18 protein-coding genes are annotated in these 21,972 nt (G+C 66.2%); 6 read left to right on the top strand and 12 right to left on the bottom strand.

Translation table 11 applies throughout. The annotated features are described in order from the left end of the window. Window positions 1-6: 6 nt before the first annotated feature. On the top strand, window positions 7-1,545 hold the full coding sequence (locus HOP12_06895; protein NOT33881.1) for a serine/threonine protein kinase: 1,539 nt from the start codon (window positions 7-9) through the stop codon (window positions 1,543-1,545). Here the strand turns inward: HOP12_06895 and HOP12_06890 are convergent. From HOP12_06890 to HOP12_06865, 6 genes are all read right to left on the bottom strand, one after another. Next, complete coding sequence (locus HOP12_06890; protein ID NOT33880.1) at window positions 1,530-4,868, bottom strand: DEAD/DEAH box helicase; 3,339 nt, start codon at window positions 4,866-4,868, stop codon at window positions 1,530-1,532. The genes HOP12_06895 and HOP12_06890 overlap by 16 nt on opposite strands. A gap of 50 nt (window positions 4,869-4,918) precedes the next feature. Continuing rightward, window positions 4,919-6,124 (bottom strand): glycosyltransferase family 1 protein, encoded by a 1,206-nt coding sequence (locus HOP12_06885; GenBank protein ID NOT33879.1) that lies wholly within the window; start codon window positions 6,122-6,124, stop codon window positions 4,919-4,921. A gap of 74 nt (window positions 6,125-6,198) precedes the next feature. Next, complete coding sequence (locus tag HOP12_06880) at window positions 6,199-8,259, bottom strand: potassium transporter (GenBank protein NOT33878.1); 2,061 nt, start codon at window positions 8,257-8,259, stop codon at window positions 6,199-6,201. 53 nt (window positions 8,260-8,312) lie between these two features. Beyond that, entirely contained in the window at window positions 8,313-8,777 is a 465-nt protein-coding gene (locus HOP12_06875) for a DoxX family protein (GenBank protein NOT33877.1), read from the bottom strand. Window positions 8,778-8,856: 79 nt separating this feature from the next. Further along, a complete protein-coding gene (locus HOP12_06870; protein ID NOT33876.1) occupies window positions 8,857-10,935 on the bottom strand; it encodes a carbohydrate binding family 9 domain-containing protein in 2,079 nt (692 codons plus the stop codon). 362 nt (window positions 10,936-11,297) lie between these two features. Next, entirely contained in the window at window positions 11,298-12,233 is a 936-nt protein-coding gene (locus tag HOP12_06865) for a J domain-containing protein (protein NOT33875.1), read from the bottom strand. Window positions 12,234-12,433: 200 nt separating this feature from the next. Between HOP12_06865 and HOP12_06860 the strand changes: the two genes are divergently transcribed. Both HOP12_06860 and HOP12_06855 read left to right on the top strand, forming a co-directional pair. Further along, the gene (locus tag HOP12_06860) at window positions 12,434-12,679 is read left to right on the top strand and encodes a hypothetical protein (GenBank protein NOT33874.1); all 246 of its coding nucleotides are present in this window, start codon (window positions 12,434-12,436) and stop codon (window positions 12,677-12,679) included. Between the two features lie 20 nt (window positions 12,680-12,699). Continuing rightward, a complete protein-coding gene (locus HOP12_06855) occupies window positions 12,700-13,371 on the top strand; it encodes a hypothetical protein (GenBank protein NOT33873.1) in 672 nt (223 codons plus the stop codon). A 162-nt stretch (window positions 13,372-13,533) separates the two neighbouring features. Here the strand turns inward: HOP12_06855 and HOP12_06850 are convergent, their stop codons facing one another. The 3 genes from HOP12_06850 to HOP12_06840 are packed head-to-tail and all read right to left on the bottom strand — an operon-like array spanning window position 13,534 to window position 14,655. After that, window positions 13,534-14,106 carry a serine hydrolase gene (locus tag HOP12_06850; protein NOT33872.1) on the bottom strand — a complete coding sequence of 191 codons (573 nt, stop codon included), beginning with the start codon at window positions 14,104-14,106 and terminating at the stop codon, window positions 13,534-13,536. Then, entirely contained in the window at window positions 14,055-14,303 is a 249-nt protein-coding gene (locus HOP12_06845) for a hypothetical protein (protein NOT33871.1), read from the bottom strand. The genes HOP12_06850 and HOP12_06845 overlap by 52 nt, the downstream gene beginning before the upstream one ends. Window positions 14,304-14,307: 4 nt before the next feature. Then, window positions 14,308-14,655 (bottom strand): hypothetical protein, encoded by a 348-nt coding sequence (locus tag HOP12_06840; protein NOT33870.1) that lies wholly within the window; start codon window positions 14,653-14,655, stop codon window positions 14,308-14,310. A 410-nt stretch (window positions 14,656-15,065) separates the two neighbouring features. Here HOP12_06840 and HOP12_06835 point away from each other — a divergent pair, with 410 nt between their 5' ends. Continuing rightward, window positions 15,066-15,977 (top strand): hypothetical protein, encoded by a 912-nt coding sequence (locus tag HOP12_06835; protein ID NOT33869.1) that lies wholly within the window; start codon window positions 15,066-15,068, stop codon window positions 15,975-15,977. Between the two features lie 58 nt (window positions 15,978-16,035). After that, on the top strand, window positions 16,036-16,284 hold the full coding sequence (locus tag HOP12_06830; GenBank protein ID NOT33868.1) for a LysM peptidoglycan-binding domain-containing protein: 249 nt from the start codon (window positions 16,036-16,038) through the stop codon (window positions 16,282-16,284). Window positions 16,285-16,324: 40 nt separating this feature from the next. On the opposite strand, the gene HOP12_06825 is transcribed toward HOP12_06830, so the two are convergent. Further along, window positions 16,325-16,885 (bottom strand): DUF664 domain-containing protein, encoded by a 561-nt coding sequence (locus tag HOP12_06825; GenBank protein ID NOT33867.1) that lies wholly within the window; start codon window positions 16,883-16,885, stop codon window positions 16,325-16,327. A gap of 94 nt (window positions 16,886-16,979) precedes the next feature. Here HOP12_06825 and HOP12_06820 point away from each other — a divergent pair, with 94 nt between their 5' ends. Next, the gene (locus HOP12_06820; GenBank protein ID NOT33866.1) at window positions 16,980-18,629 is read left to right on the top strand and encodes an ABC-F family ATP-binding cassette domain-containing protein; all 1,650 of its coding nucleotides are present in this window, start codon (window positions 16,980-16,982) and stop codon (window positions 18,627-18,629) included. A 67-nt stretch (window positions 18,630-18,696) separates the two neighbouring features. Here the strand turns inward: HOP12_06820 and HOP12_06815 are convergent, their stop codons facing one another. Further along, window positions 18,697-21,138: a T9SS type A sorting domain-containing protein gene (locus HOP12_06815; GenBank protein NOT33865.1), complete on the bottom strand. Its 2,442-nt coding sequence runs from the start codon at window positions 21,136-21,138 to the stop codon at window positions 18,697-18,699. Window positions 21,139-21,255: 117 nt separating this feature from the next. Then, window positions 21,256-21,972, bottom strand: a 717-nt coding sequence (locus HOP12_06810) for a hypothetical protein (GenBank protein NOT33864.1), incomplete at its 5' end; no start/stop codon positions are given.

Raw genomic sequence — 21,972 nt, 5'->3', positions numbered from 1 at the left:
CGACGCATGGCAAGACTGATCCCCGCACGATTGCTCGCTGCGCTGCGGCCCAATGAGACCGCCCGTCAGGAGCTTCCCGGCGAGATGATTCGGGAATCACGCCACCGGGTGCGTGTCGCGGCGGCGCTCGGGGCCATGGCATACACGGCGTTCCTGATCTTCGAAGCGAGTGGCGTCGTCGCGTCGAACGCGCTCGAGCACCGCATCGACCTGACCCACGACGTGCTCGGCGTCGGCATCTGCTCGAGCCTCCTCGCGATCGCGAGCCTGCGCGCGGTTTCCGATCGCGGGGTGCTGTTCGCGGCCCTTTCGGCGGAGTGGATTCTGTCGACGGTGATTTCGATCGCGGTCCCGTGGGCATCCTTCGAGCGGACGGGACACGCGCAGTCGCTCACCTGGGTCGTTCCCATCCTCATCCTGTTCGCTTTGCTGGTGCCCGTCCCACCGCGGCGGGCGTTGATGATCTCGATCCTGTGCGCGGCGACCATGCCGATCGGACTCGCGTTCCTCGCCTTCGGCGGTCGGGTCGTCGTCCATGCATCGGAATACTGGGCGTCTCTGCTGACGGGCTCGATCGCAGTCGCCATCGCGTCGAGCGCCTCGCGCACCGTTTATCGAGCCGGACGCCAGATCGCGGCGGCTCAGACGGTGGGCAGCTACGAGCTGCTCGAGCGGCTCGGAGAGGGCGGCATGGGAGAAGTCTGGAAGGCGCGGCACCTCCTGCTGGCGCGCCCCGCCGCGGTGAAACTGATTCTTCCCGAACGCCTCCAGGGCGCACAGGAGCAGCGGGAGTCCGCGGTCTCACGATTCACGCGCGAAGCACAGGTCACGGCCGGACTGCGCTCCCCCCACACCGTTGAGCTGTTCGACTTCGGCGTGAGTGGTGATGGCGCGCTCTACTACGCCATGGAACTGCTGGACGGTCTCACGCTTCAGCACTTCGTCTATCGCTACGGTCCGGTGGAACCGCGCCGCGCGGTCCACTGGCTTCAGCAGGCCTGTCACTCGCTGGGCGAGGCGCACGCACAAGCGCTCACACATCGTGACATCAAGCCCGCGAACCTGTTCCTGTGCCGCTACGGCCGCGATGTGGACTTCCTCAAGGTTCTCGACTTCGGGCTCACCAAGCCGACCGTTCCGCAACCGGATCAAGGGCTCACGACGCCCGGCATCGCGGTCGGAACGCCCGGCTACATGGCGCCGGAGCAGGTATTCGGCCTGCAAACGAGCCCGGCCACGGATCTGTACGCGCTGGGTTGCGTCGCCTACTGGTTGCTGGCCGGTGTGAAGCCGTTCGAGGCAGACTCGGGGGGCGAGCTGCTTCGACTGCACGCTCAGGAGTCGCCGCCCCGCTTGTCGCTCAAGGCAGCACAGTCGATTCCGCCACGACTGGAGTCGGTGATCATGGCGTGCCTCTCGAAGGATCCCGCCGCTCGGCCCCGGGACGCCGACGCTCTGAGCCATGAGCTGTCGAGGTCGCTCGACGACGCACCCTGGACGAGTGCGGACGCGCAGTCCTGGTGGCAGTCCTATCCCAGCAAGTAGTCGAGATCCTCGGAAGTGAGGGTGCGCGCAAAGCCGTCCTCACCCAGCACCTCGGCGACCAGCACCGCCTTGCGCTGCTGCAGCTCCCAGATCTTTTCTTCGATCGTACCGGCCGCGAGCATGCGATAGGCGATCACGGTGCGCGTCTGGCCGATCCGGTGCGCACGGTCGATCGCCTGCGCTTCGACCGCCGGGTTCCACCACGGATCGAACAGCACGACGTAGCTGGCGGCGGTGAGATTGAGGCCGGTTCCTCCCGCCTTGAGCGAAATCAGGAACACGCACGGAAGCGGGTCGGACTCGAACGCCTGAACCACGTGCTCGCGCTTCGTCGTTGCACCCGTGAGCATGTGATACACCATGCCGCGCCGCTTCATCTGGGCGGCGAGCAGCTTGAGGCACTCCACGAATTGCGAGAACACCAGGACCTTGCGACCCTCTTCCATCAGCGGCTCGAGAATTTCGAAGAGTGCATCGAACTTGCCGGAGCCGAGACTCTCGCGTCCTCCGACCAGCGCCGGGTGACAACACACCTGACGCAATCGAGTGATCGCCGCGAGCACCTCGAGTTTGTTGCGATGGAGTCCATCCGCCGTCGACTTGAGCCGCTCGACGGTGGCGCGGCCGCGTAGCAGCTCCGCCAGGTAGAGCTTGCGCTGTCCGGGCGTCAGTTCGCACTCGCGGCGCTCCTCGATGCGATCCGGCAGGTCGGGAGCCACCTGTTCTTTCAATCTGCGGACCATGACCGGCCGGAGTCGGGCGGCGAGCAATCGCCGAGCGTGAGTCGGAGCGTCGTGGCGGTCGTAGCGAGCCACGAACGCCGCCCGACGACCCAGATAGCCGGGGTTCACGAACTGCATGATGCTCCACAGGTCGAGCGCTCGATTTTCGATCGGCGTTCCGGTGAGGGCCAGCCGCCGTGTGGTGTCGAGTTCCAGCACCGCACGGCTCACGGCCGCATTCGGATTCTTGATGTTCTGGGCTTCGTCGAGCACCGCAGCGCGCAGAGGAATAGATCGCCAGTGATCGAGGTCGCGCCGCAGCAGCGCATAGTTCGTAATCACGAGATCGTGATTCGGCACTTCACGCCGCAGGGTGTGACGCTCTTCCCCGCTGGTGAGCGACAGCACGCGCAGATGTGGAGTGAAGCGCTCCGACTCGCGTTGCCAGTTGTGAACCACCGAAGCTGGACACACCACCAGCACCGGCCCGCCGTCGGGATCGTTTTCGCGCAGCCATTCGATCCAGGCCAGCGCCTGAACGGTCTTGCCGAGTCCCATATCGTCCGCGAGGATTGCGCCGAGGCCGAGCCCGGTGACGTAGGCGAGGAACTCGAAGCCTTCCTGCTGATACGGGCGCAGAATCGCCTTGAGTCGCCGCGGAACCGGGACTTTCGGCAAGCCCTCGAATGCGCGGACGCGCTCGCGCAGTCGCTCGATCTCACGAACCGTCTCGGGGTCGCCGCCGATCGCACTGAGCGCCGCCAGGCTCTCGGGCCGCGCCTGGGCGAGCTGGGCCAGCGTCAGTCGCTGCTCGCCGGCTCCGGCCTCGAGTCCGAGGTCGGCGAGCATCGCGGCCGCTTCGTCGTAGTTCTCGACCCACTCGCGTCTCACCCAGCCGGAACCGAGTTTCACGAATCGCGTGCGAGCCGTGCGAAGTTTCTTCAGGTCCTCGTCGGTGAGCGCGAGTCCTTCGGCCTGCCACTCGGCGGAAACGGTGAACCAGTCCACTCCGCTCGCAACCACCCGCACCTGCGGACGAATCGTGCGCCCTTCGACGATCAGACTCTGCATACGTTCATTACCGAGAAAGTCGAGATCGAGCGGGCGCCGGTCCCACGCGTCGGCGAACGCATTCAGATTGCGCCCGCCGAGTCGCATCCACAGTCCACGATTGCGCAGCCGGATCGGAGTCCCCTCGGTCTCCACGTCGCGGCGATCTCGCGGTCCGACCGGGAGCAGACTCAGCCAGTGCCGGGCCGCCTCTAGTGGCGCGGGATCCGGCATCTCGACCCAGACCGTCGAGGGCTCCTCGACTGCGCCGGCCGATTCGGGCGCGACCGCGTCGAGGCGTGCCCACTGCTGATCCGCATCGAGCTCGAATGCGATCACCCCGGACGCTTCCGAGCCCGGGCGCCAGGTCGCTTCGCCCGTGTGCGCGAACAGGCGCACCTGCAGCCAGTCGTCCGCGTCGAGATCCAGGGTGACGAGTGGCCGCGCGGGATGGATGCGCATGTGCGGAGCGAGTGCCTCGGCGACGCTGGTGAAACTGGTCGCCAGCAGCTCGAGAAAGCGCCCGCGTCCGGTCTCCGGCACCGGCAGATGCCCACTCTGCGCGAGGCGTCGCATCAGATGCGGTGGGGGCTCCTCGCTCACCCGCCAGAACGCCCCGTCGGCGAGCACGAGGCTTGGATTGAGTTCGTCGTCCGAGGGCAGGTAGACCAATTCCTCGAGACGTCGAAGACTCCCGTCCGGCCAGCGTCCGGCGAGCGCGATGCTCATGTCGTTGCCCTGATTCGATGAAACCGGAACGATGTCGATGGCGCTGTCGCCCAGACGCAGCCGGCTTCCCGGAACGACGCCGCCACGCGCATCGGGTGGCGCGGTCGTTCCCCGTTCCCACGTCACGAGCGCCGAATCGGAGAACCCATCGAGCATCCGATTGAGAGCACTCGCCTCGACCACGAATCGAGTGCCGATTGCATGCCCGTCGGCAAGGGGAACGGTTCGCGCCAGGACTCGCAGGAGTCGTGCGTGAGGCGGCGAGAGCAGCATCGGATCGCCGCGAAGTTCCGATTCGAGATGCACGATCTGCCGCGCGGTACGCGGTGCGTCGATGACGCGCGGAGTCGTGAGCCGCACCTCGAGCCATACGTCCGCGCTTTCGGGGCCTGCGGGAGTGAGCCCGATCACGGCCCGCAGGGTGCGCGCCGGCATCTCCGCGTGGCGCCGCGCCCAGTGCGCGAAGTCCTTGGCGAGATCGACCCGGCCACGTTCGTCGTCGATCGCGAGCGCCAGCGCGAACGCGTGCTTGCAGATCGGCCCGGCCGGGCAGCTGCACGAGGGGTGAACTGCCGCGCCGTCGATCGCCCACGCGGTCTGATAGGGCGACGACCCTCGCACCCGCGCACCGATTCGACGGTCGGTGATCTCGAGAGATCCCACTCGCCGCTCGGTCAGATAGGCGCGGCCACGGTCCTGGATATGAGGCGGGAATCGCTCGGCGTGGCTGCGGATGGCCTGGATGACCTCCGCCGGAATCCCCTGCAGGGCACGGGTCCGGTCGGCCGCGCTGAGGTTCGAAGCATCGGCGGATTCACTCATGTGGCGCCATGGTAGCCCAGACACCGGGGCCGAATCGATCCGGGCGAGGATCAGGCGGCGGCGGTCACCGGGTGGCGGGACACGCCGTGCTCGAGCAGCCGAACGACTTCGGACGCAGCGTCCGTGCTTCGAAGTTCCACGCCGATCGCTCGGGCACGCGTCACGATCGAGGGGCGCGCGAAGACGAACTGGATCGCCGCGGCGAGCCCCGGAGCCGAGAGTCGGGTGCGAGGGATCGGTCGACTCCCGAGGCCGCGCGCATGCACTTGCTGGCCCCAGTAGAACTGGTCGGCGAGGTGCGGCACCACCACGTGAGGAACTCCGGCCCTTGCGACTGCGGCAGTGGTGCCCGCGCCACCGTGATGCACCGCGAGAGCCACGCGCGGAAGCAGCGCCGCGTGGGGCGCCGATCGCACGGCGATCACATGATCCGGAAGTGGCATCCCGCCCAGTTCCGCCCACCCGGATACGATGATGCCCCGACGTCCGGAGGCCGCGAGGGCCGCGACGACGAGTTGCGTCGTTCGCGCGGGCTGGTGGTCCGGCATGCTTCCGAAACCGATACACACCGGTGGATCGCCGGCCTCGAGAAACCGTTCGAGCTCGGGTTCGAGTGCGTCGCGCTCCTCGAGCCTCAGCGAGCCAGTTTGTGCGACTTGGAGGAAAGCGTCGCGAGGAATTCCCCCGAGCGCCGCGTCGGACGCGAGAATCGGTGCATCGCCGAGCACATAGCGTGTCAGCTCAGCCGCCGGACCCAGTCCGCACTCCCGACGCTTGCGATCGATCGTGCTGCGAAAGAGCCGATCGAATCCAAGGGACGCCACCCACCAGAGTCCGCGATTGAAGACCGCTCCCGGCGACCGGTGCTGCCATCCCGGTGGCGGATGCAGTCCCGAAGGAATGATCTGAGGGCAGAATAGAACCGTGCGATGCGGAATGCGCAGCGCTTCCGCGACGGATGGGGCCGCCGCGTGCAACCCCGTCACCAGCAGGTCGGCGCCGGGCGCGGCAGTCAGCAGCTCGTCGAACGATTGATCGGCATCCGCGCGCAGGTAGTCGATTGCGGAGCGCAGTGTGGCGAGCGAGGGTTGCGCGACGTCGCCGTGCGCTCGGGCCCAGGCCTGGATGTCGCATCCCAATGGGATAAACGACAGCCCGTGATGGCGCACCCAGTCTGCGAAACCGGGCGCGGCGCCGAGTTCGACCTGGTGACCGCTCGCTCGAAGTCGGATTCCGAGCGCGAGAAGCGGTTGCACGTCGCCTCGGGTTCCGAATGCCGCGAGCAGGACTCTCATGTCAGGAGAGTTGTCGGTCTGCCCTGCCGCCCGCTTCACTCATGAGTCAGCAGCAGCTCGCGCGCGGTCTCGATCGCCGACTGCGTTCCCGCCAGCGCGAGGACGTCGCCGGCCTTCAGCACTTCGTGCCCATCCGGTACCAGCACGACGTCCTCGCCCCGCGAAATCGCGAGGATCGTAGCGCCGGTGCGGCCGCGCAATCCGAGTTGCGACAGGCGCAGGCCCACTCCGGGCGAAGCCGCATCGAGTCGGACGGGGACCGGTTCGCCGAGGCCCGGAAGCAGCTTGTAAGCACTCTTGAGCGCACGCTCCCCCTCGGTCGCCTCGTCCTCACGCGACTGGCGGCCGAGTGCCGTCACGATCGCTTCGGCGGCAGCGCGCACATGCCCCTGAAGATCGGACGCCGTACGCCACACCGTGACCGCGAGGACGACCAGTGCGATGCCGAGCAGCGAGAGTCCGATCAGTGGCGGCATGAATGGCTGCACGAGCGCTGCGACCGGGGCGCCCACCATCAGCACCGTCGCAACCTGGACAGTGGAAACGAATGCTCGTCGTGGTGCGGCGGCGAGATCCAGTTTGCCGGGCTCCGGATCTGGAAACGATCGACGCGCCATCAGCGTGCCGAGGGTGCGACCGGTGCGCAGAATTCCGACGAAGAACGGGACGGTCAGCAGGATTGCCGCGACGATGACCGCCGTGTGCGCACGACTCAGCGTGAGGCCGCTTCGCTCGACGATCGCCGGACCGAGCTGGCTCGCGGCCATGCTGCCTCCGATCGCCAGCGCCGCGATCACGAAGGCGTCGATCAGGAGGACTCGAAGTGCGCGGTGCAGCTGATCGCGCTCGGCCGTGGTCTCGGGGCGCGCGCGCAGCGCCTCGATCCACGACCCGTAGAGTGCTACGAAGGTCTGGAGTGGTCGGGGCAGGTTGCGGTCGATGAGCGCCGCGGCTGCCGGGGCGGCGCCGATCAGCCACGGCGTCGTGAGCGTGGTGAGCGCCGACACCGCAACCATGATCGGGTACAACGTGGTCGAAGTCGCGCCGCTGGCGAGCCCGACGCCTGCGATGATGAACGAGAACTCACCGATCTGGGCGAGGCTCATGCCGGCTTGCACCGAGGTTCGGGTGCCGGCTCCGGTCAGAAAGGCGCTCATTGAAACGGCCACGACCTTGCCGACCAGCACGATGCCCGTGAACGCCACCACGGGGGCCCAGTGCTGCATCACCAGTCGAGGATCGATCAGCATGCCGACCGAGACGAAGAACATGGCCGCGAACATGTCCCGGACCGGCTCGACCAGTCGTTCCACACGCTGGCCCTCGCCCGACTCGGCGACCAGCGATCCTGCGAGGAACGCGCCGAGCGCGACCGAATAGCCGATCGATCGAGCGAGCAGCGCCGCACCGAAGCACACCCCGATGCATGCGACCAGGGTCGTCTCCGGACGCTCGAGGCGCACCACCAGTCGGATCAATCGAGGCACGGTGAGCATTCCGACCGCGAGCGAGATCGCGAGGAACGCGACCAGCCGGAGGATCGTCATGCCGAGCGGGCCGGCCGACGCGGTCTCCCCGGAGCTCGCGGGTGTCAGCAGGGCGAGCAGCAGGATCGCGATCAGGTCCTCGATGATGAGGATTCCGAACACCAGTTCGCTGACCCGGCCACGGAGTCCCTGTTCGGCGAACGCCTTCACGATGATGGTGGTGCTGGAAATTGCGACGGCGGCGCCGGCGAATGCGCTCTCGAGTGCCCCCCACCCGAACAGCCGGGCGGCGACGTAGCCGAGCCACATCATGAAGCTCGACTGCAGCACCGCGACGATCACGACCGGCCATCCGGCCCGCAGCAGACGGCGCAGGCTGAACTCGAGCCCGAGCGTGAACATGAGCAGGATCACGCCCAGTTCGGACAGCGTGTGAATGACCGGCTCGTTTGCCACCAGCGGGATTGGAACGTGCGGCCCGACGATCAGGCCCGCCAGCATGTATCCGAACACCACCGGCTGACGCAGGCGCTGGAACAGGATGGTGGTGACGGCCGCGACGCCGAGAACGAGCGCCAGCGTGCGGAGAAATTCGTTCGGATCGTGCATGAGCCCCGCACCTTAGCCGAGCGGTGCGGGGCCCGAACAGTTCGAACCGCCGCTCAGCGCGCTCGACGCTCTGCGGGGCGCGGAACCGCGCCCTCGTGAGGTGCCTCGAACAGCTCCGCCACGCTGTGTCCCTTGAGCACGCGATCCACGCTCAGCGCTCCCGCACCATGGGCTGCGAAGTACAGGAACAGGAAGCAGTAGAGGACCGCGAGTTCGCCGTGATTCTGAATCGGCAGTAGTCCTTCACGCTGATGCGCCATGAAGTACGCGACCGCCATCTCTCCCGACAGAAGGAGCGCCACCGGGCGGGTCAGTCCGCCAACCAACAGGGCCAGTCCCCCGAACAGTTCGAGGATTCCAGCGAAACCCATCAGGGTCATGAACTCGACGGTGTTACCCGGGACGCCCCCGAATCCACCAAACCAGCCGAACAGCTTCTGCCCACCGTGGCAGGCGAACAACACTCCGGTGACGATGCGGAGCAGCGCATGCGTGAGCTGCTTCGATTGATTGAGCATGTCAGTGCCTCCTTCGATTCGGAACTCCTCACGAGTTCCAAGGAGGCGGAGGATACGCCTGCGTTGCATGCGTCAGGTCCTACCTTTGCAAGGCGTACGAAACCTTGGCAAAGGCCTGCCGTGCGCTGGGTTCGAGGCGATCCGTGAAGGCCGCGAAGGCGCGTTCGTCTCCATAGCCCAAATAGAACACGGTCTGCCAGTTGAGCTTGTACGCGAAGAGGCCCGAGAGGCTGAAGTCCGCTTCCTTGGAGTCGACCGTGAAGGTGTACAGCGAGGGGTCACGCGTGGTCTGGACGTATTGACCGATGAGTCGCACGAACGAGCGTGAGTTGAATTGATAAGACGCGCGCAGGCGTTCGACCTGCGCGAGGAACAGCCGGCCCGAGCCGAGTGATGCGTCGTCGACGTTCAGCCAGCGGGCACTCGCGCTTGCGCTCATCGCAAGGTGATCGGTGGGGCGAACCGTCATGCTGCCGATCAGCGTCGTACCGTTGGCTTCCCTCCCGTTTGCGAAGTCGATTTCCTCGCCGACGAAAGCCTCGACCGAGACTGAATTCAGCACCCGCCCCGGACTGGCCTGAATCGTGACGTAGGGACGGAAGCGCGACAGCGTCTCATCGCCCACCTTGAATTCGTCGTGATTGAGCTCGACGCGAACGAAGCTGCTGAGCTTGCCGTCCATGCCCGCGCCGATCGAGAGCCGTTTCGACAGGACGCTGCCGTCGTAGTCTTCGTCGTACCAGTCGATGGTGAACATGCGAATGCGATTGAAGAACGCCTTCGCGGGTCGCACCGTATAGCCGGCCTCGAAGTACCCCTCGCGATACCCGACCTGGGGCATGAACCCTTCGTCGGCACGGAAGTCAGGACCGAGGTCCTGGCCCTGGAGGAACCAGTCGACCTTCGGAGTGTTGTGCGACCATCTCAGCAGCAGCGCACGGTCGGAGAGTGATCGTCCATCCCACTGACTCGCCAGATCGGTGCGATTCGGCGTCTCGCTGCTGCTCCAGAGTGCCTGGCCCGCAATGGCGTCGGTGGGACGTGGTCGCCAGTTGAAATCGGGGCCAAACACCGCATTGTGCCCGCCGCCCTCGATGACACGTCCGGTCGCGAGCGCGCTCACGAACGATGCGCCGAGATCATGTCGCAGTCGGATCACGCCCACGTCGGACTCGAAGTCCTGCTCCGCCGCGTCCGAGCCCTCGGGCCCGGGAAGGATCACGAGTCCATCGCCCCGGTCGCGGGTCGCCAGCGCCGTGAAGGCCGTCCTGCCGAGCTGTCCGGTCGCCCGCAGGCCTGCGCTCGGTGACGTGACGCTACGCGTGTAGACAGCCTGGAAGGGTGTCGAAAAGAGGTCGATGCCCTCGAGGAAGAACGACCGCTTCTCGGGATAGAACAAGGCGAAGCGCTCGTTCGCCCCGATCTGCGCGGCATCCGCCTCGACCTGCGAAAAGTCGGGGTTGATCGTTGCATCGATCGCGAGGTTGGCGAGCGGGCTCCACTTCACATCGATCCCGAACTCCGAGTCGACGTCACCCTCGGCGAGTGGAGAGCCGAGATCCGCGGTCGGCGCATCGAGGCGCTGCGCCGAAGCGTACGGCGCGACCACCAGATGCGAACCGTGTGGAAGATTTGCAAGCCCGGTGAGTTTGCTCTCGTTGCAGATGAAGCAGCTGACGTCTCGCGGCAGACGGGCCGAGAAGAATTGATAGTGGCGATCTCTCGGATAGTTCCGGTACAGCAGAATGCCCCATGTGGGCTCGGCAGAACGGTCGTAGCGCAGCGATGAAAACGGAATCCGCAGCTCGAGATTCCAGCCGGTGGCGGTGATCTTTCCGGCCGACTCCCAGTAGTAGTCGGGCGAGCTGTCCTCGCCGGAGGCGTCGTTCGTAACCGCGTCGTACAGCAACCCGTTGGCATTCGCCAGGAACAGGATCGCGGTCTTGCCGTCGTTGCGACTGTCGAGAAGCACGCCGCCGTAGTCAGTCGAGCCCGAGAGCTGGTCGTGGTCGGCAAGCGGTGCGCGAATCAGTTCGGGGTGCGGATCCTCGAATCGAAAGCCGGCGTAGAAATACTTGTCGTCGTAGGCCAGCCAGCCTTCGTTCTTGACCTGAGGTTCGACACTGTCCCCGACTCGCGTCTCGTACCAGGTGTTCACGACCTCGATTCCCTGCCAGCCGGCGTCTGATAAATCTCCGTCGATCGCGATGGGACCCGTGGCCCGACTGATCTTCAGGGGCGGCCCGGGCTGAGGCGCCGCCGCCCGGGATGGCTGCGGGACCATCAGCGCCGTGGCGATCAATGTCGCGACGAATGAGAGCGGCCTACGGGATGCAACGGAGAGCATGAATGCCTCGTGCCTCTCGCAGCGCGAGAGTGAGTGTGAGTCTCGAGTCGGTGGAGCAGCCAGGGGCGAGTCGCGCGGGGATGAAACGGCCCGCACCCCGACTGGGGCCAGCGGGCCGGGGCGAGCGCTGGGGATTTCAGTCGAGCGTGCGCTTTGCGGGTACGAGCGAGCGATCAGCTCGTTGCGTCGTCCGACGATTCGGGCGCGCGTGCGGCGCGCCGCAGCGACTCGTAGGCTTCGCGCTCGGATGCCGAGAGTCGCTCCGACACGGCCAGTCGAACCACCACGTAGAGATCACCGCGAGTTCCGCCGCTGCGAGGCAGTCCGCGCTCCCTCAGTCGCAGTCGGCGTCCGCTCGAGGTCCCCTCCGGAATCTTGAGGGCGACCGCGCCATCCGGAGTCTGCAACCGCACCTCGTCACCGAGGGCCCCCTGCCAGGGCGCCAGCGTCAGGTCGAGCTCCACGTCGTCTCCGTTCACTCGGAAGCGATCGTGCGGTCGAATCCGCACCCGAAGGAACAGGTCACCTGGCGGGCCGCCTCCGCTTCCCGGTGATCCCTGGCCCGCCAGGCGAATCGACGTTCCGTCGCGCACGCCGGCCGGAATCTCGACATCGAGGCTGTGGCCACCTTCGATCGAGAGTCGTCGCTTACCGCCGCTGAACAGATCCTCGACTCCCAGTACGAGTTCCGCCTCGACGTCGGCCCCCTTTCGCGGCCCGCGCGCAGCGCGTCCGGGGCGTCCGGAGCGAACGCGGCCGTTGGATGCGCCGAAGACGGCCGCGAAAAAGTCACTGAAATCGCCGACATCGGCCCAATCGGAGGAATCCCCTGTCCGCCACGCGGCTCCATCGGGTGGCGCGTACTCCTGACCGTTCTTCCAATTCGAACCCAGCGCGTCGTAGCGCGATCGCTTCGCCGGGTCCTTCAACACTTCGTGGGCTTCATTGATCAATTTGAACGCTTCGGCTGCTTGCGCCCGCTCCTCAGGCGGCTTGAGGTCCGGATGCTGTTCACGCGCGATGCGCCGAAACGCGCGCTTGATCTCCTCGGGCGTTGCGGTACGCGCGACGCCGAGCACCTCGTAGTAGTCGCGAAACTTCACCGCCATGAAACCTCGCTCGGGTCCGACCTCGAATTCATGATCGCCTCCAGCGCCCGTTCGAGCGCCAAGGCCATCCTCGCGCCCGGCGAAATGAACGTCAACGTCGAGCCCGGCAATTCGCGGGCCCTGCGGACTCGTGCTAGCCTGCGCGTTGTCGCTCTCCCCTTCTGGGGCCCCTGCCGCACACGGAGCGATCGGAGGACCGCATGGACGCTGACCAGACTGGTCCCACGCGGTCGCGTTCGCCCGCCGCAGCCCTCGCCGTGTCGACTCTCGCCGCCGCCGCGCTGATAGAGGGCGGCAATCGCGACCACCCTTCGTTGCACACGATCCTCGACACCGGGATCGGCCTCTCCCTCGTCCCATTCATCGTGACGCGCCACGGCGGCCGGGTGTGGGCGGAATCCAAGTTGGAACGGGGCACCACCTTCCACTTCTCGCTTCCGAGCTGACGTCCGGGCAGGAGGATTGCATGAAAGAACGCGGCAAGACCTTCAGCAGCGACGCGATCATCGTGCGATTCGACGCACGGCGATGCATCCACGCTGCCGAGTGCGTCTACCACCTGCCGCAGGTCTTCGATCCGGGACGCAAGCCGTGGATCGAACCTGACCATGCCGACGCCGACTCGATCGCGGAAGTGGTCGCTCGCTGCCCGACGGGCGCGCTGCACTTCGAACGACGCGACGGCGGAGCGGCGGAAGTACCGGACCGTGTCAACAACGTGCGGGTATCCCGCAATGGCCCGCTGCACGTGCGCGGCGCCATCGAACTGATCGACGCCGACGGCGGGACACTTCTGCGCGACACTCGCGTGGCACTGTGTCGGTGCGGAGCGTCACGCAACGCACCCTTCTGCGACAACAACCACCGCGAGATTCGATTCATCGACGGCGGCGAGGTCTTCGAGGGCGGGGTCAAGGCAGGCGAAGCTGCGAATGATGCCGGGCTGCGCATCTCCGTGTCGGAGGCGGGTCCCTACGTCCTGACGGGGCCGCTGGTGGTGGAGAGCGCCGATGGCCGCGTACGGCTCGAGGGCGAGATCACGTCACTTTGTCGGTGCGGTCACTCGCGCAACAAACCCTTTTGCGACGGAAGTCACGGGCAGGTGTCCGCCGACCGGACGGCAAGATCCATCGTGTAGCCATGCTTTCGATAGGCGAACCACTGCGCCCGACCGGACTCGCCGAGAAAGTACACCTCCGTACGTGATGCCGAGCAGAGCGCGCGCGATCGCGGCTTCGGTCTCGATCACGTGAGGCGTGCCCCCGCCATCCCCGGTGTGCCCGATCATCCGGTGTCCACCTTAGCGACCCAGTCGAATGCCGAGCCCGTAGGGGAACTCCGCCGTCGCGCCCTCGGCTCGTAGCGTCACGGGCGTCATCAGGGCGGCGAGCGACGCCGCGTTGAGCACCCGACCACCGCGCAGCACCATCCACCATTGCGCGAGATCTCCGAGCGTGCCGCAGGTCGATCCCGCACCGCTGAACCAGGCATACGGGATTGCAGGAACGGGCACCGGTCGGCCGTCATGGTTCATGTAGGCCTGCGCGCGAGGCTCGAGCTCGAATCCGAAGTGATCGAGTCCAAGAGGCTCCGCGAGTTCGCGCCGGATCAGATCGCCGTAGCTGGACCCGGTGACCTGTTCGGCGACCAGCGCGGCGGCGATGAAGCCGTCGCTCGTGTAGCTCCAGGTTCTTCCCGGGGGAGCGATGCGGTGATTCGTCGCGATCCAGGCCAACAAGTCCTGGCGCGTCGGTGCGACGAGGAAGCGTGGATCCGTCTCGCGCTCGTCGATCTCGTGGTCGGGCGTCCCGCTGGTGTGATTCAGAAGTCGTCGAAGCGCGTCGCGGCGGTCGCCGGAACTCTCGGTGCCAATCGTGCCGCGCCGTACCCTGCCTCATGCACGACGACCCCGTCGCGAATCACGATCACGCCGAACCCCACCAGCGGAGTCGTGGAGAGGTATCGGTTCGCGATGCGGTCCACCGACTGGAGGACCTTCGCGTTCGTTGCGGCGCTCGCGGCGGACGCCGCGACGCAGCTCAGCACCAGCGCGGTGGCAACCGGGATCATGGGATCAGTGCGATCCCGCTGCGGATGCGCCGCTGTCCGGCGGAGGCAGGTGCTGGACGTCCCAGGCCGGCGGCGGTGGGAAGATCAAGCGTGGTCCGGTTGCATCCGCCGCGTCCAGGAGGCGCTCGGGCGAGACGTGGTGCACCGCGGGAATGCTCTTGAGGTAGGCGGCCAACGCGTAGGCATCGTCGTCGGACAGGAATGCGAATTGCGGCCACGGCATGGGCGGCAGGATCGGAGATTTATCGGGACGCTGCCCGGTTCGAATGGCGCGCACGATGTCCTCTTCAGTCCAGCTTCCGATTCCGGTCTCGACATCCGGTGTGAGATTGCGCGAGTACGTGACCCCCACGGCCCTTGCCACCCCAGTTCGCTGCCCGACAGGAGTCGCGTCGAATCCGCGGCGCCGTACAATGCGCCAGGCGTGTGGCAGTCGACGCAACCCGAAGTGCGCGACAGCTTCTCGCCCCACGCGAGCTTCTCGGCGGGTGACATCGCATGCGGTTCCTTCGGAAGTCCGGAACATGAGATCGCCGCCAGCGCGGCGACCACGACGGCGGTCGCTCCCACCCGGGTCGTCCATCGGATCCTGCCCATTTGTCCCTCCTTCGGCCGGTCGTGAATCCATCGAGGGTCCTCCTCCTGTCGGCGGCGCGAAAGCTAATCGCCGCGACGATCACCGTAAAGGGAAAAGTAGACCTTGCGCCGCGGTTGGGACATGCTGCGCTCCTGGAGCGCATCCACGAGAACCACGGAGGTCGCATGCGAAGTACGATCGTCACCGCGTTCGCCGTCAGCCTGCTGCTGCACGCCGCGCCCGGGCTCGCAGAACTCGATCGCACGGTGCTCAAGCTCGGCGAGTCGCGACTCAAGTCTGCCTTCGAAGGCAGCCAGGTGACGTTGAAACTCGATATGCCCGCGACCTCGGGCGGAGTCGATGTGAGTGTCGGCGAACCGCAACCGCTCGATCTGGGCGACTACTCTCATCGCCTCAAGCAATTCGGCGTCGCGCTTCGCAGCGGAAGCTCGGTGATGGTGACGAAGGTCAAGGTCAATCCGAAGTTCATCGAGTTCCAGCTCGCCGGCGGCGGTTACGGCACACTGTTCGACGAGAACTCTCCGAACGTGGACGTCGAGAGCGCCGAGAAGACGAAGCGAGAGCGCGATCTCGAGGGGTGGATTCGCGGAGAGCCCAATGCCGAGCGGAAGCGCGAGATGCAGCGAGAACTCGACGACCTCCGCAAAGGGCGACATCGCGAGGACGCCGCGAATCGCGCTCGCGTCGCCGGCGCGGCCGAGATGCAGCGTGCCCTGATCGCCGAGAAGCGGCTGAGCGGGGGCTCACGATTCAACCTGCGCTACCCGAACGGCGTGCCCGAGGCGGCGCTCACTCCGGACGCCCTGCGGACGGCGCTCGCTCGTTGGGTGAGATTTGGCGACTCGGAAATGACGGAGTCCGATTCCGCGGAGCCGGCTGCGGGCTCGGATGGCGTGGGGTCGCTGCGAAAGGGTATGACGATCGCGCAGGTCGAGCGGATGCTCGGCCGCCCGGAGCGACTCGAATCCTCCGAAGTCGATGGCCTCAAACGCACGACCTGCGTGTACTCGAATCGCGAAGGGACGTTTGAAGTCGTGTTCGTCGAAGGAGTGCTGGTTCGATACACCGTTCGCTGAGGCGGTCCTGCGCCTCGAGCCTCGCGGGGGAACGTCTCCCAACCGAAAGGAAGTCTTCATGACTCAGTCGAATGAGAAGAAGCCGGATTTTTCCGGTGTCGTCAGCGGCGTCGAATCCACCGCCCGCATGATTCCGAATCCGGAACAGGTCCATGTGGTGGAGGCCGGCGAGAGCCTGTCGAAGATTGCGAAGCACTACTACCAGGACGCCAATCAGTGGAAGAAGATTTACGAGGCGAACCGCGACGTGATCAAGAATCCCGACCTGATTCATCCGGGGCAGAAGCTCAAGATCCCCGCGGCCTGACGCGCGTTTCGGCACGAAGCCTCCGCCCCCCGAAGACTCTTCAGAACACGGGCGGAGGCTCGACGCCCATGAGTCGCAGGTAGGATACGAGCTGAGCACGGTGATGGATCTCGTGCTCCTGCACGCGCTGAAGAATGTAGTGAAGCGAGTAGCGTCGCTCCGCCTCGCCTGCCGGGCGATGGGTGATGGTGCGGGCAAGCTCGCCAACCGGCTGCTCGAGCCAGCGCTGTGTCGGGACGTGCCAGCGCGCGAGAATCGCGAGGAGCGCCGCAGTGTCCGGTGCTTCGATCGTGGCCACGCCTCCCTCGGAGGCTTGCGGCGCCGGGACGACGAAGTCCTCATAGCTCTCGCCGTCCACGATATGCGAGACCCACCAGCGTTCGGTTTCGGCGAGGTGCAGCACCAGCTGGCGCGCCGTCATCATCACGGGGAGCGGCTTGAAGTCGAATTGCCCGACGGGGAGCGCCGTGACCACGTCGAGCAGGAAGGGCCTGAACTGCACGTCCCAGTAGGGGAAGTGCGAGCGGATCGTGCCCGGAAAGTCCGCGGCCGAGAGTGGTCGCGCGGCTTCTCGAATCGTCGCGGCACGGGTGCTGGACATGCGTACCTCCCCTTCGATCGAGTGCGAATCGTGCCGTAACCCTACACCGGCGGAGATTCGAATCTCATCCCGGAGCGTGTAAGGTGCGCGACCCATGATCGCCTTTCAAAACGTCAGCAAGCAGTACGGTCGCCAGATCTTGTTCGTCGAGACCTCGTTCCAGCTCAATCCGGGCGAGAAGGCGGGCCTCGTCGGGCCCAACGGCGCCGGCAAGACGACGGTGTTCCGCATGATCGTCGGTGAGGAGATCCCCGACGAGGGCGAGGTCTCGACCCCGAAGCGCACCAGCGTCGGCTACTACCGCCAGGACATCGGCGAGATGTCCGGCCGCTGGGTGCTGGACGAGACCATCGCGAGCAGCGGATCGCTGGGCGATCTGCATCACGAGTTGAAGGCGCTCGAGGCGGCGATGGCGGATCCCGAACGAGCGGGCGACATGGACCGCATCCTCGAACGCTATGGCCACGCGCAGGAAGAGTACGAACGCGGCGGTGGCTACGACCTGGAGTCGCGCGCGCGCGAAGTGCTGCACGGCCTCGGATTCGACGATCCGCAGGTGGACGGTGACGTGGGTGCGCTCTCGGGAGGCTGGAAGATGCGTGTGGGCCTCGCGCGAATCCTGCTCGGACGGCCCGACGTGTTGCTGATGGACGAGCCCACCAACCATCTCGACATCGAGTCGATCCTATGGCTCGAGGCCTTCATCCGCGACTACCCCGGCGCCGTGCTGATGACCTGCCACGACAAGGACTTCATGAATCGCATCGTCAGCCGGGTGATCGAGATCGACGGCGGCGAGTTCACGAGCTACACCGGCGACTACGATTTCTACGTGCGCCAGCGAACCATCGCGACCGCGAATCGCGAGGCGGCACACGCGCGCCAGCAGGCGATGCTCGCCAAAGAGCGGCGCTTCATCGAACGATTCGCCGCTCATGCCGCCAAGGCGGCGCAGGTGCAGAGTCGCGTCAAGAAGCTCGAGAAGATCGAAATGGTCGAACTCCCCCGCCAGCGCAAGATCGTGGAGTTTCGCTTCAAGTCACCGCCGCCGCGCTCCGGTGAGGAAGTGCTCGAGATCAAGGGAGTGCGCAAGGCGTACGGGGAGCGCGTGATCTACGACGGATTCGATTTCAGTATCCGGCGAACCGAGCGCTGGTGCGTGATGGGACGCAACGGCGCGGGCAAGACCACGCTGCTCAAACTGGTCGCCGGTACGATCGCTCCCGACGCGGGATCCGTAAAGCTCGGGGCCTCTCTGAAGGTCGGTTATTTCGCCCAGCAATCGCTCGAACTGCTGGATCCCGAACTCTCGGTGTTCGAGCAGATCCAGAGGGACTTCCCGCTCGAGAATCAGGGCACCATGCGCAATCTGCTCGGCGCGTTTCAGTTTTCGGGCGGCGACGTCGACAAGCCGATCCGCGTGCTGTCGGGTGGCGAAAAGTCTCGACTGGTGCTGGCGCGCATGCTGTTCGACCCGCCGAACTTCCTCGTCCTCGACGAGCCGACCAATCATCTGGATCTCGAAACCAAGGAGATGCTGGTGGCCTCGCTCGAGAACTTCGAAGGCACCATGTTGTTCGTGAGCCATGACCGCACTTTCCTGCGCGGCCTGAGCAATCGAGTGCTGGAGCTGCGACCCGGCGACGGGGCGGGCGAAGCCGCGCAACCCCCATTCGCGTACGGCGGCTCGTACAACGAGTTCGTCGAACGGACGGGCAGCGAGGCGGCCGGCGTCCACCGCTGAGTGGGCCATGGCGCCCACTCCCCCCCACGGTGTCCACCGGCCACGCCTCGCGGGGAGCGGCCCCCGCCTATCGAATGATCATCAGCTTCTGAGTGGCCTGCTGGATTCCGTACTCGAGTCGAGCGAAGTAGACGCCGGCATTCAGGGTCGCCGCCCGGAGCGTCACTTCGTGAGGCCCCGCGGTGAGCCACTCGTCGTGCTTGAGCGTCGCGACCCGACGGCCCGCCGGATCGAAGAGCGCCAGCGTCACGCGTCCGGCCGCCGGAAGGGCGAATCGAAGCGCACTCGTCGCGTGCGCCGGATTGGGTGCGCAGGTGAGCGCGAACGTCGATCGAGGCGTCAGGATCGGTGCGTCGACCGTCGTGGGCGCTGCGATCCAGGCCACACCACCCTGAGGACGGGATCCGATCGTGCCGAAAGCACCGCCTACGTAGAGTCGCTGATTCGTGAACGAGAGGTCGTAGATCACGTTGTTGGCACCCGCGTCCCACCCGAACGTCGCGAGACCCGAGGGCTCGAGCTTCGCGAGGCGATTGCGCGTCTGGCCGCCGATGAAGGTGAAGGCCCCCCCGGCGTAGACGTCGGAGCCATTGACGGCCAGGTCATAGACCGCGCCGTTCGCATTCGGGTCCCAGCTGGTCGGGAGTCCGGTCGACGCGTCGATCGCTGCGATGCGATTGCGTGTCTGGCCGGCGACGGTCGTGAAGAGTCCCGACGCGTAGACCAGGGCGCCGCTGGATTCGAGCCCATACACGGTGCTGTTGGCATTCGGATCCCACGCGCTCGCAAGCCCGGTGCCAAGGTCGAGCGCCGCGAGTCGCGTGCGGGTCTGTCCTCCGATGATTCCGAAGGCGCCACCGACGTACAGCGTCGTGCCGCTGCGTGACATGCAAGCCACTTCGCCGTTCGCGTTCGGATTCCACGTGGTGGCGGACCCGGTGTAGACGTCGAGCGCCGCGATGCGATTGCGCGGCTGGCCACCGATGCTCGTGAACACCCCGCTCGCATAGAGGGTCGGGCCGTTGAGCAGCAATGCAGTGATCGAGTTGTTCGCGTTCGGATTCCACGCTGTCGCGAGTCCGGTCACCGGATCCAGTGCTGCGATGCGATTGCGCACCTGGCCGCCGATGCTCGTGAAGAGTCCGCCGGCGTAAACCGTGCTCCCGCTCACGACGATGTCGCTGACCTGGTTGTTGGAGTTCGGATTCCACTCGGTCGGTGTGCCGGTCTGAGCATCGAACGCTGCGATGCGATTGCGCGTCAGTCCGCCGATGTAGGTGAAGCCGCCGCCGGCGTAGAGCGTGGAGCCGTTCAACGCCAGCGTGTACACGAAGTCGTTCGCATTCGGGTGCCACAGAGTCGACGCCCCGGTCGACAGATCGATCTCGGCCAGACGATTGCGAACCTGCGCTCCAATGTTCGTGAACTCCCCGCCCACCCGCAGGGTCGAACCGGTCTTGAGCATCACGTAGACCGTGCTGTTCGAGTTCGGATTCCAGGTGTTCGCGAGGCCGGTGGTCGAGTCGAGCGCTGCGATGCGGCTACGGACCTGGCCGCCGATGTTGCTGAACGCGCCGCCGGCGTACACCGTGCTTCCGTCGACGACCAGCGAATACACGACGTTGTTGGCGACCGGATTCCAGCCGGTCGCGGCGCCCGTCGTGCGATCGAGGGCCGCAATACGAGTACGGACCTGCCCCCCGATGTTCGAGAAGGCACCCCCGACGTAGACCAGCGGTCCGTGAATCGCCAGAGAACGGACGATTCCGACCGAGTTCGGGTTCCAGACCGAAGCAGAGCCGCTCGACACGTCGAGTTCGGCGATTCCGTTGCGGGTCAGTCCGCTGATCAGCGTGAAGGATCCTGCGGCGTACACCGAGCTGCCACTCACGGCGAGGGCATAGACGAAGTTGTTCGCGTTCGGATTCCACGCGGTCGCGAGCCCCGTCGCGGCGTCGATCGCGGCGATGCGATTGCGAGTCTGGCCACCGACGAACGTGAAAGTTCCTCCTGCGAGGACCGTGGACCCGTTCACCGCCAGTGCGTAAACCTCATTGTTCGCGGCGGGATTCCAGGCCGCGACGGTGCCATTGGCGAGCACGTGCGCGAGGTGCGTCCTCGGAACGCTGCCGACCGAGCTGAAGTTTCCACCGATGAACCAGCCGCCGGCACCGTCGGGAACCGAGGTGTAGACGGTTCCGACCACCCGCGGAAACGGCGAGTTCGGAATTCCACGCGTGAGATCGAGCGCGGCCCCGCCTCCCGTCAGCGGGTAGATGAAAGTGAACTGGCCTCCGATGTAAATGGTTTCGCCGGTCTGAACCACGGCGGTCAACAGGTCGTTCGCGACCCAGAGCGTCGAGTCGATCACCTGGGCATGAGCGGATCGGGGTGCGAGCACCATGGCCCCGAGCAGCACGCCACAGGCCGCCAGCCCAACGCGTCGGATGAAGTTTGGGAGATAACGATCAGGTGGGCAATCGGATGCGGCGAGCGGGGTGAGTGCCATGGGAGTCTCCGAAGGTTCGGGTCAGAGCGGGGGTTACACGCTCCATTGCGCGAATCCTGCCGAAGAACCGTCACTCGCGTCGGCGTCCGAACGACACCGTGAGATCGAGTCTTCCCTTCAGCGGTGCGACCGGGGCTCCTGGCGGGAAGCGAATCGCTCCAACAGCCGGCGCTCGACCGCCGGCAGGCTGTGAATCTGTTCCCAGGTCGCGAGCTTCGGACGGTAGACGTATTCGGGGGTGGCGCGGGCGGCGATGCGCGCGCGAACGGATGCCCACTCGCGATCGGCCGCGGCAGGGTTTCCGCTCCGCTGTTCGATCCCACCGAGGACGATGAGGGCCAGATCGCACCAGGGTCCCCAGGTGAGCGCCTGCTTCGCGTGCCGTCTTGCGGCCTCGAGCTCGCCGCTCTCGAGCGCCGCCCAGCCGCGCAACGCTTCGGCCGTCGGCTGCTCGACGTCCAGCAGCCTCGCCTCATCGAGCTGCCGCACCGCGGACGCGGTCCGGCCCGCCCACAGCAAGTCGCGAGCGTAGTCGCAGCGCAGCTCCGCGACGCCGGTGCGAACTCGGACCGCCTCTTCGTACGTCTTGAACGCCTCCTCGGCGCGACCGGCCAGCGCGAGCGCGCTGGCACGCCCATGCAGCCCCGCGGGACTGTCGGACTGATAGACGAGCACGGAGTCATAGGCAGCGAGCGAGCGCTCGGCGTCGCCCTCGATCCAGGCGTATCCGCCCAGCGCGGCGTCGATCTCGTGCCGATCCTCGAAGCGAACGGAATCACGCGACGCGAGCAACTCCGACCGAGCCGTTGCGAGCCCGCGCCCCGCCTGCCAGCG

Source organism: Candidatus Eisenbacteria bacterium, from assembly GCA_013140805.1.
Classification (GTDB): domain Bacteria; phylum Eisenbacteria; class RBG-16-71-46; order RBG-16-71-46; family RBG-16-71-46; genus JABFRW01.
Note: the sequence above shows the minus strand (reverse complement) of the source record. Positions and strands in the feature narration are given on the sequence as shown.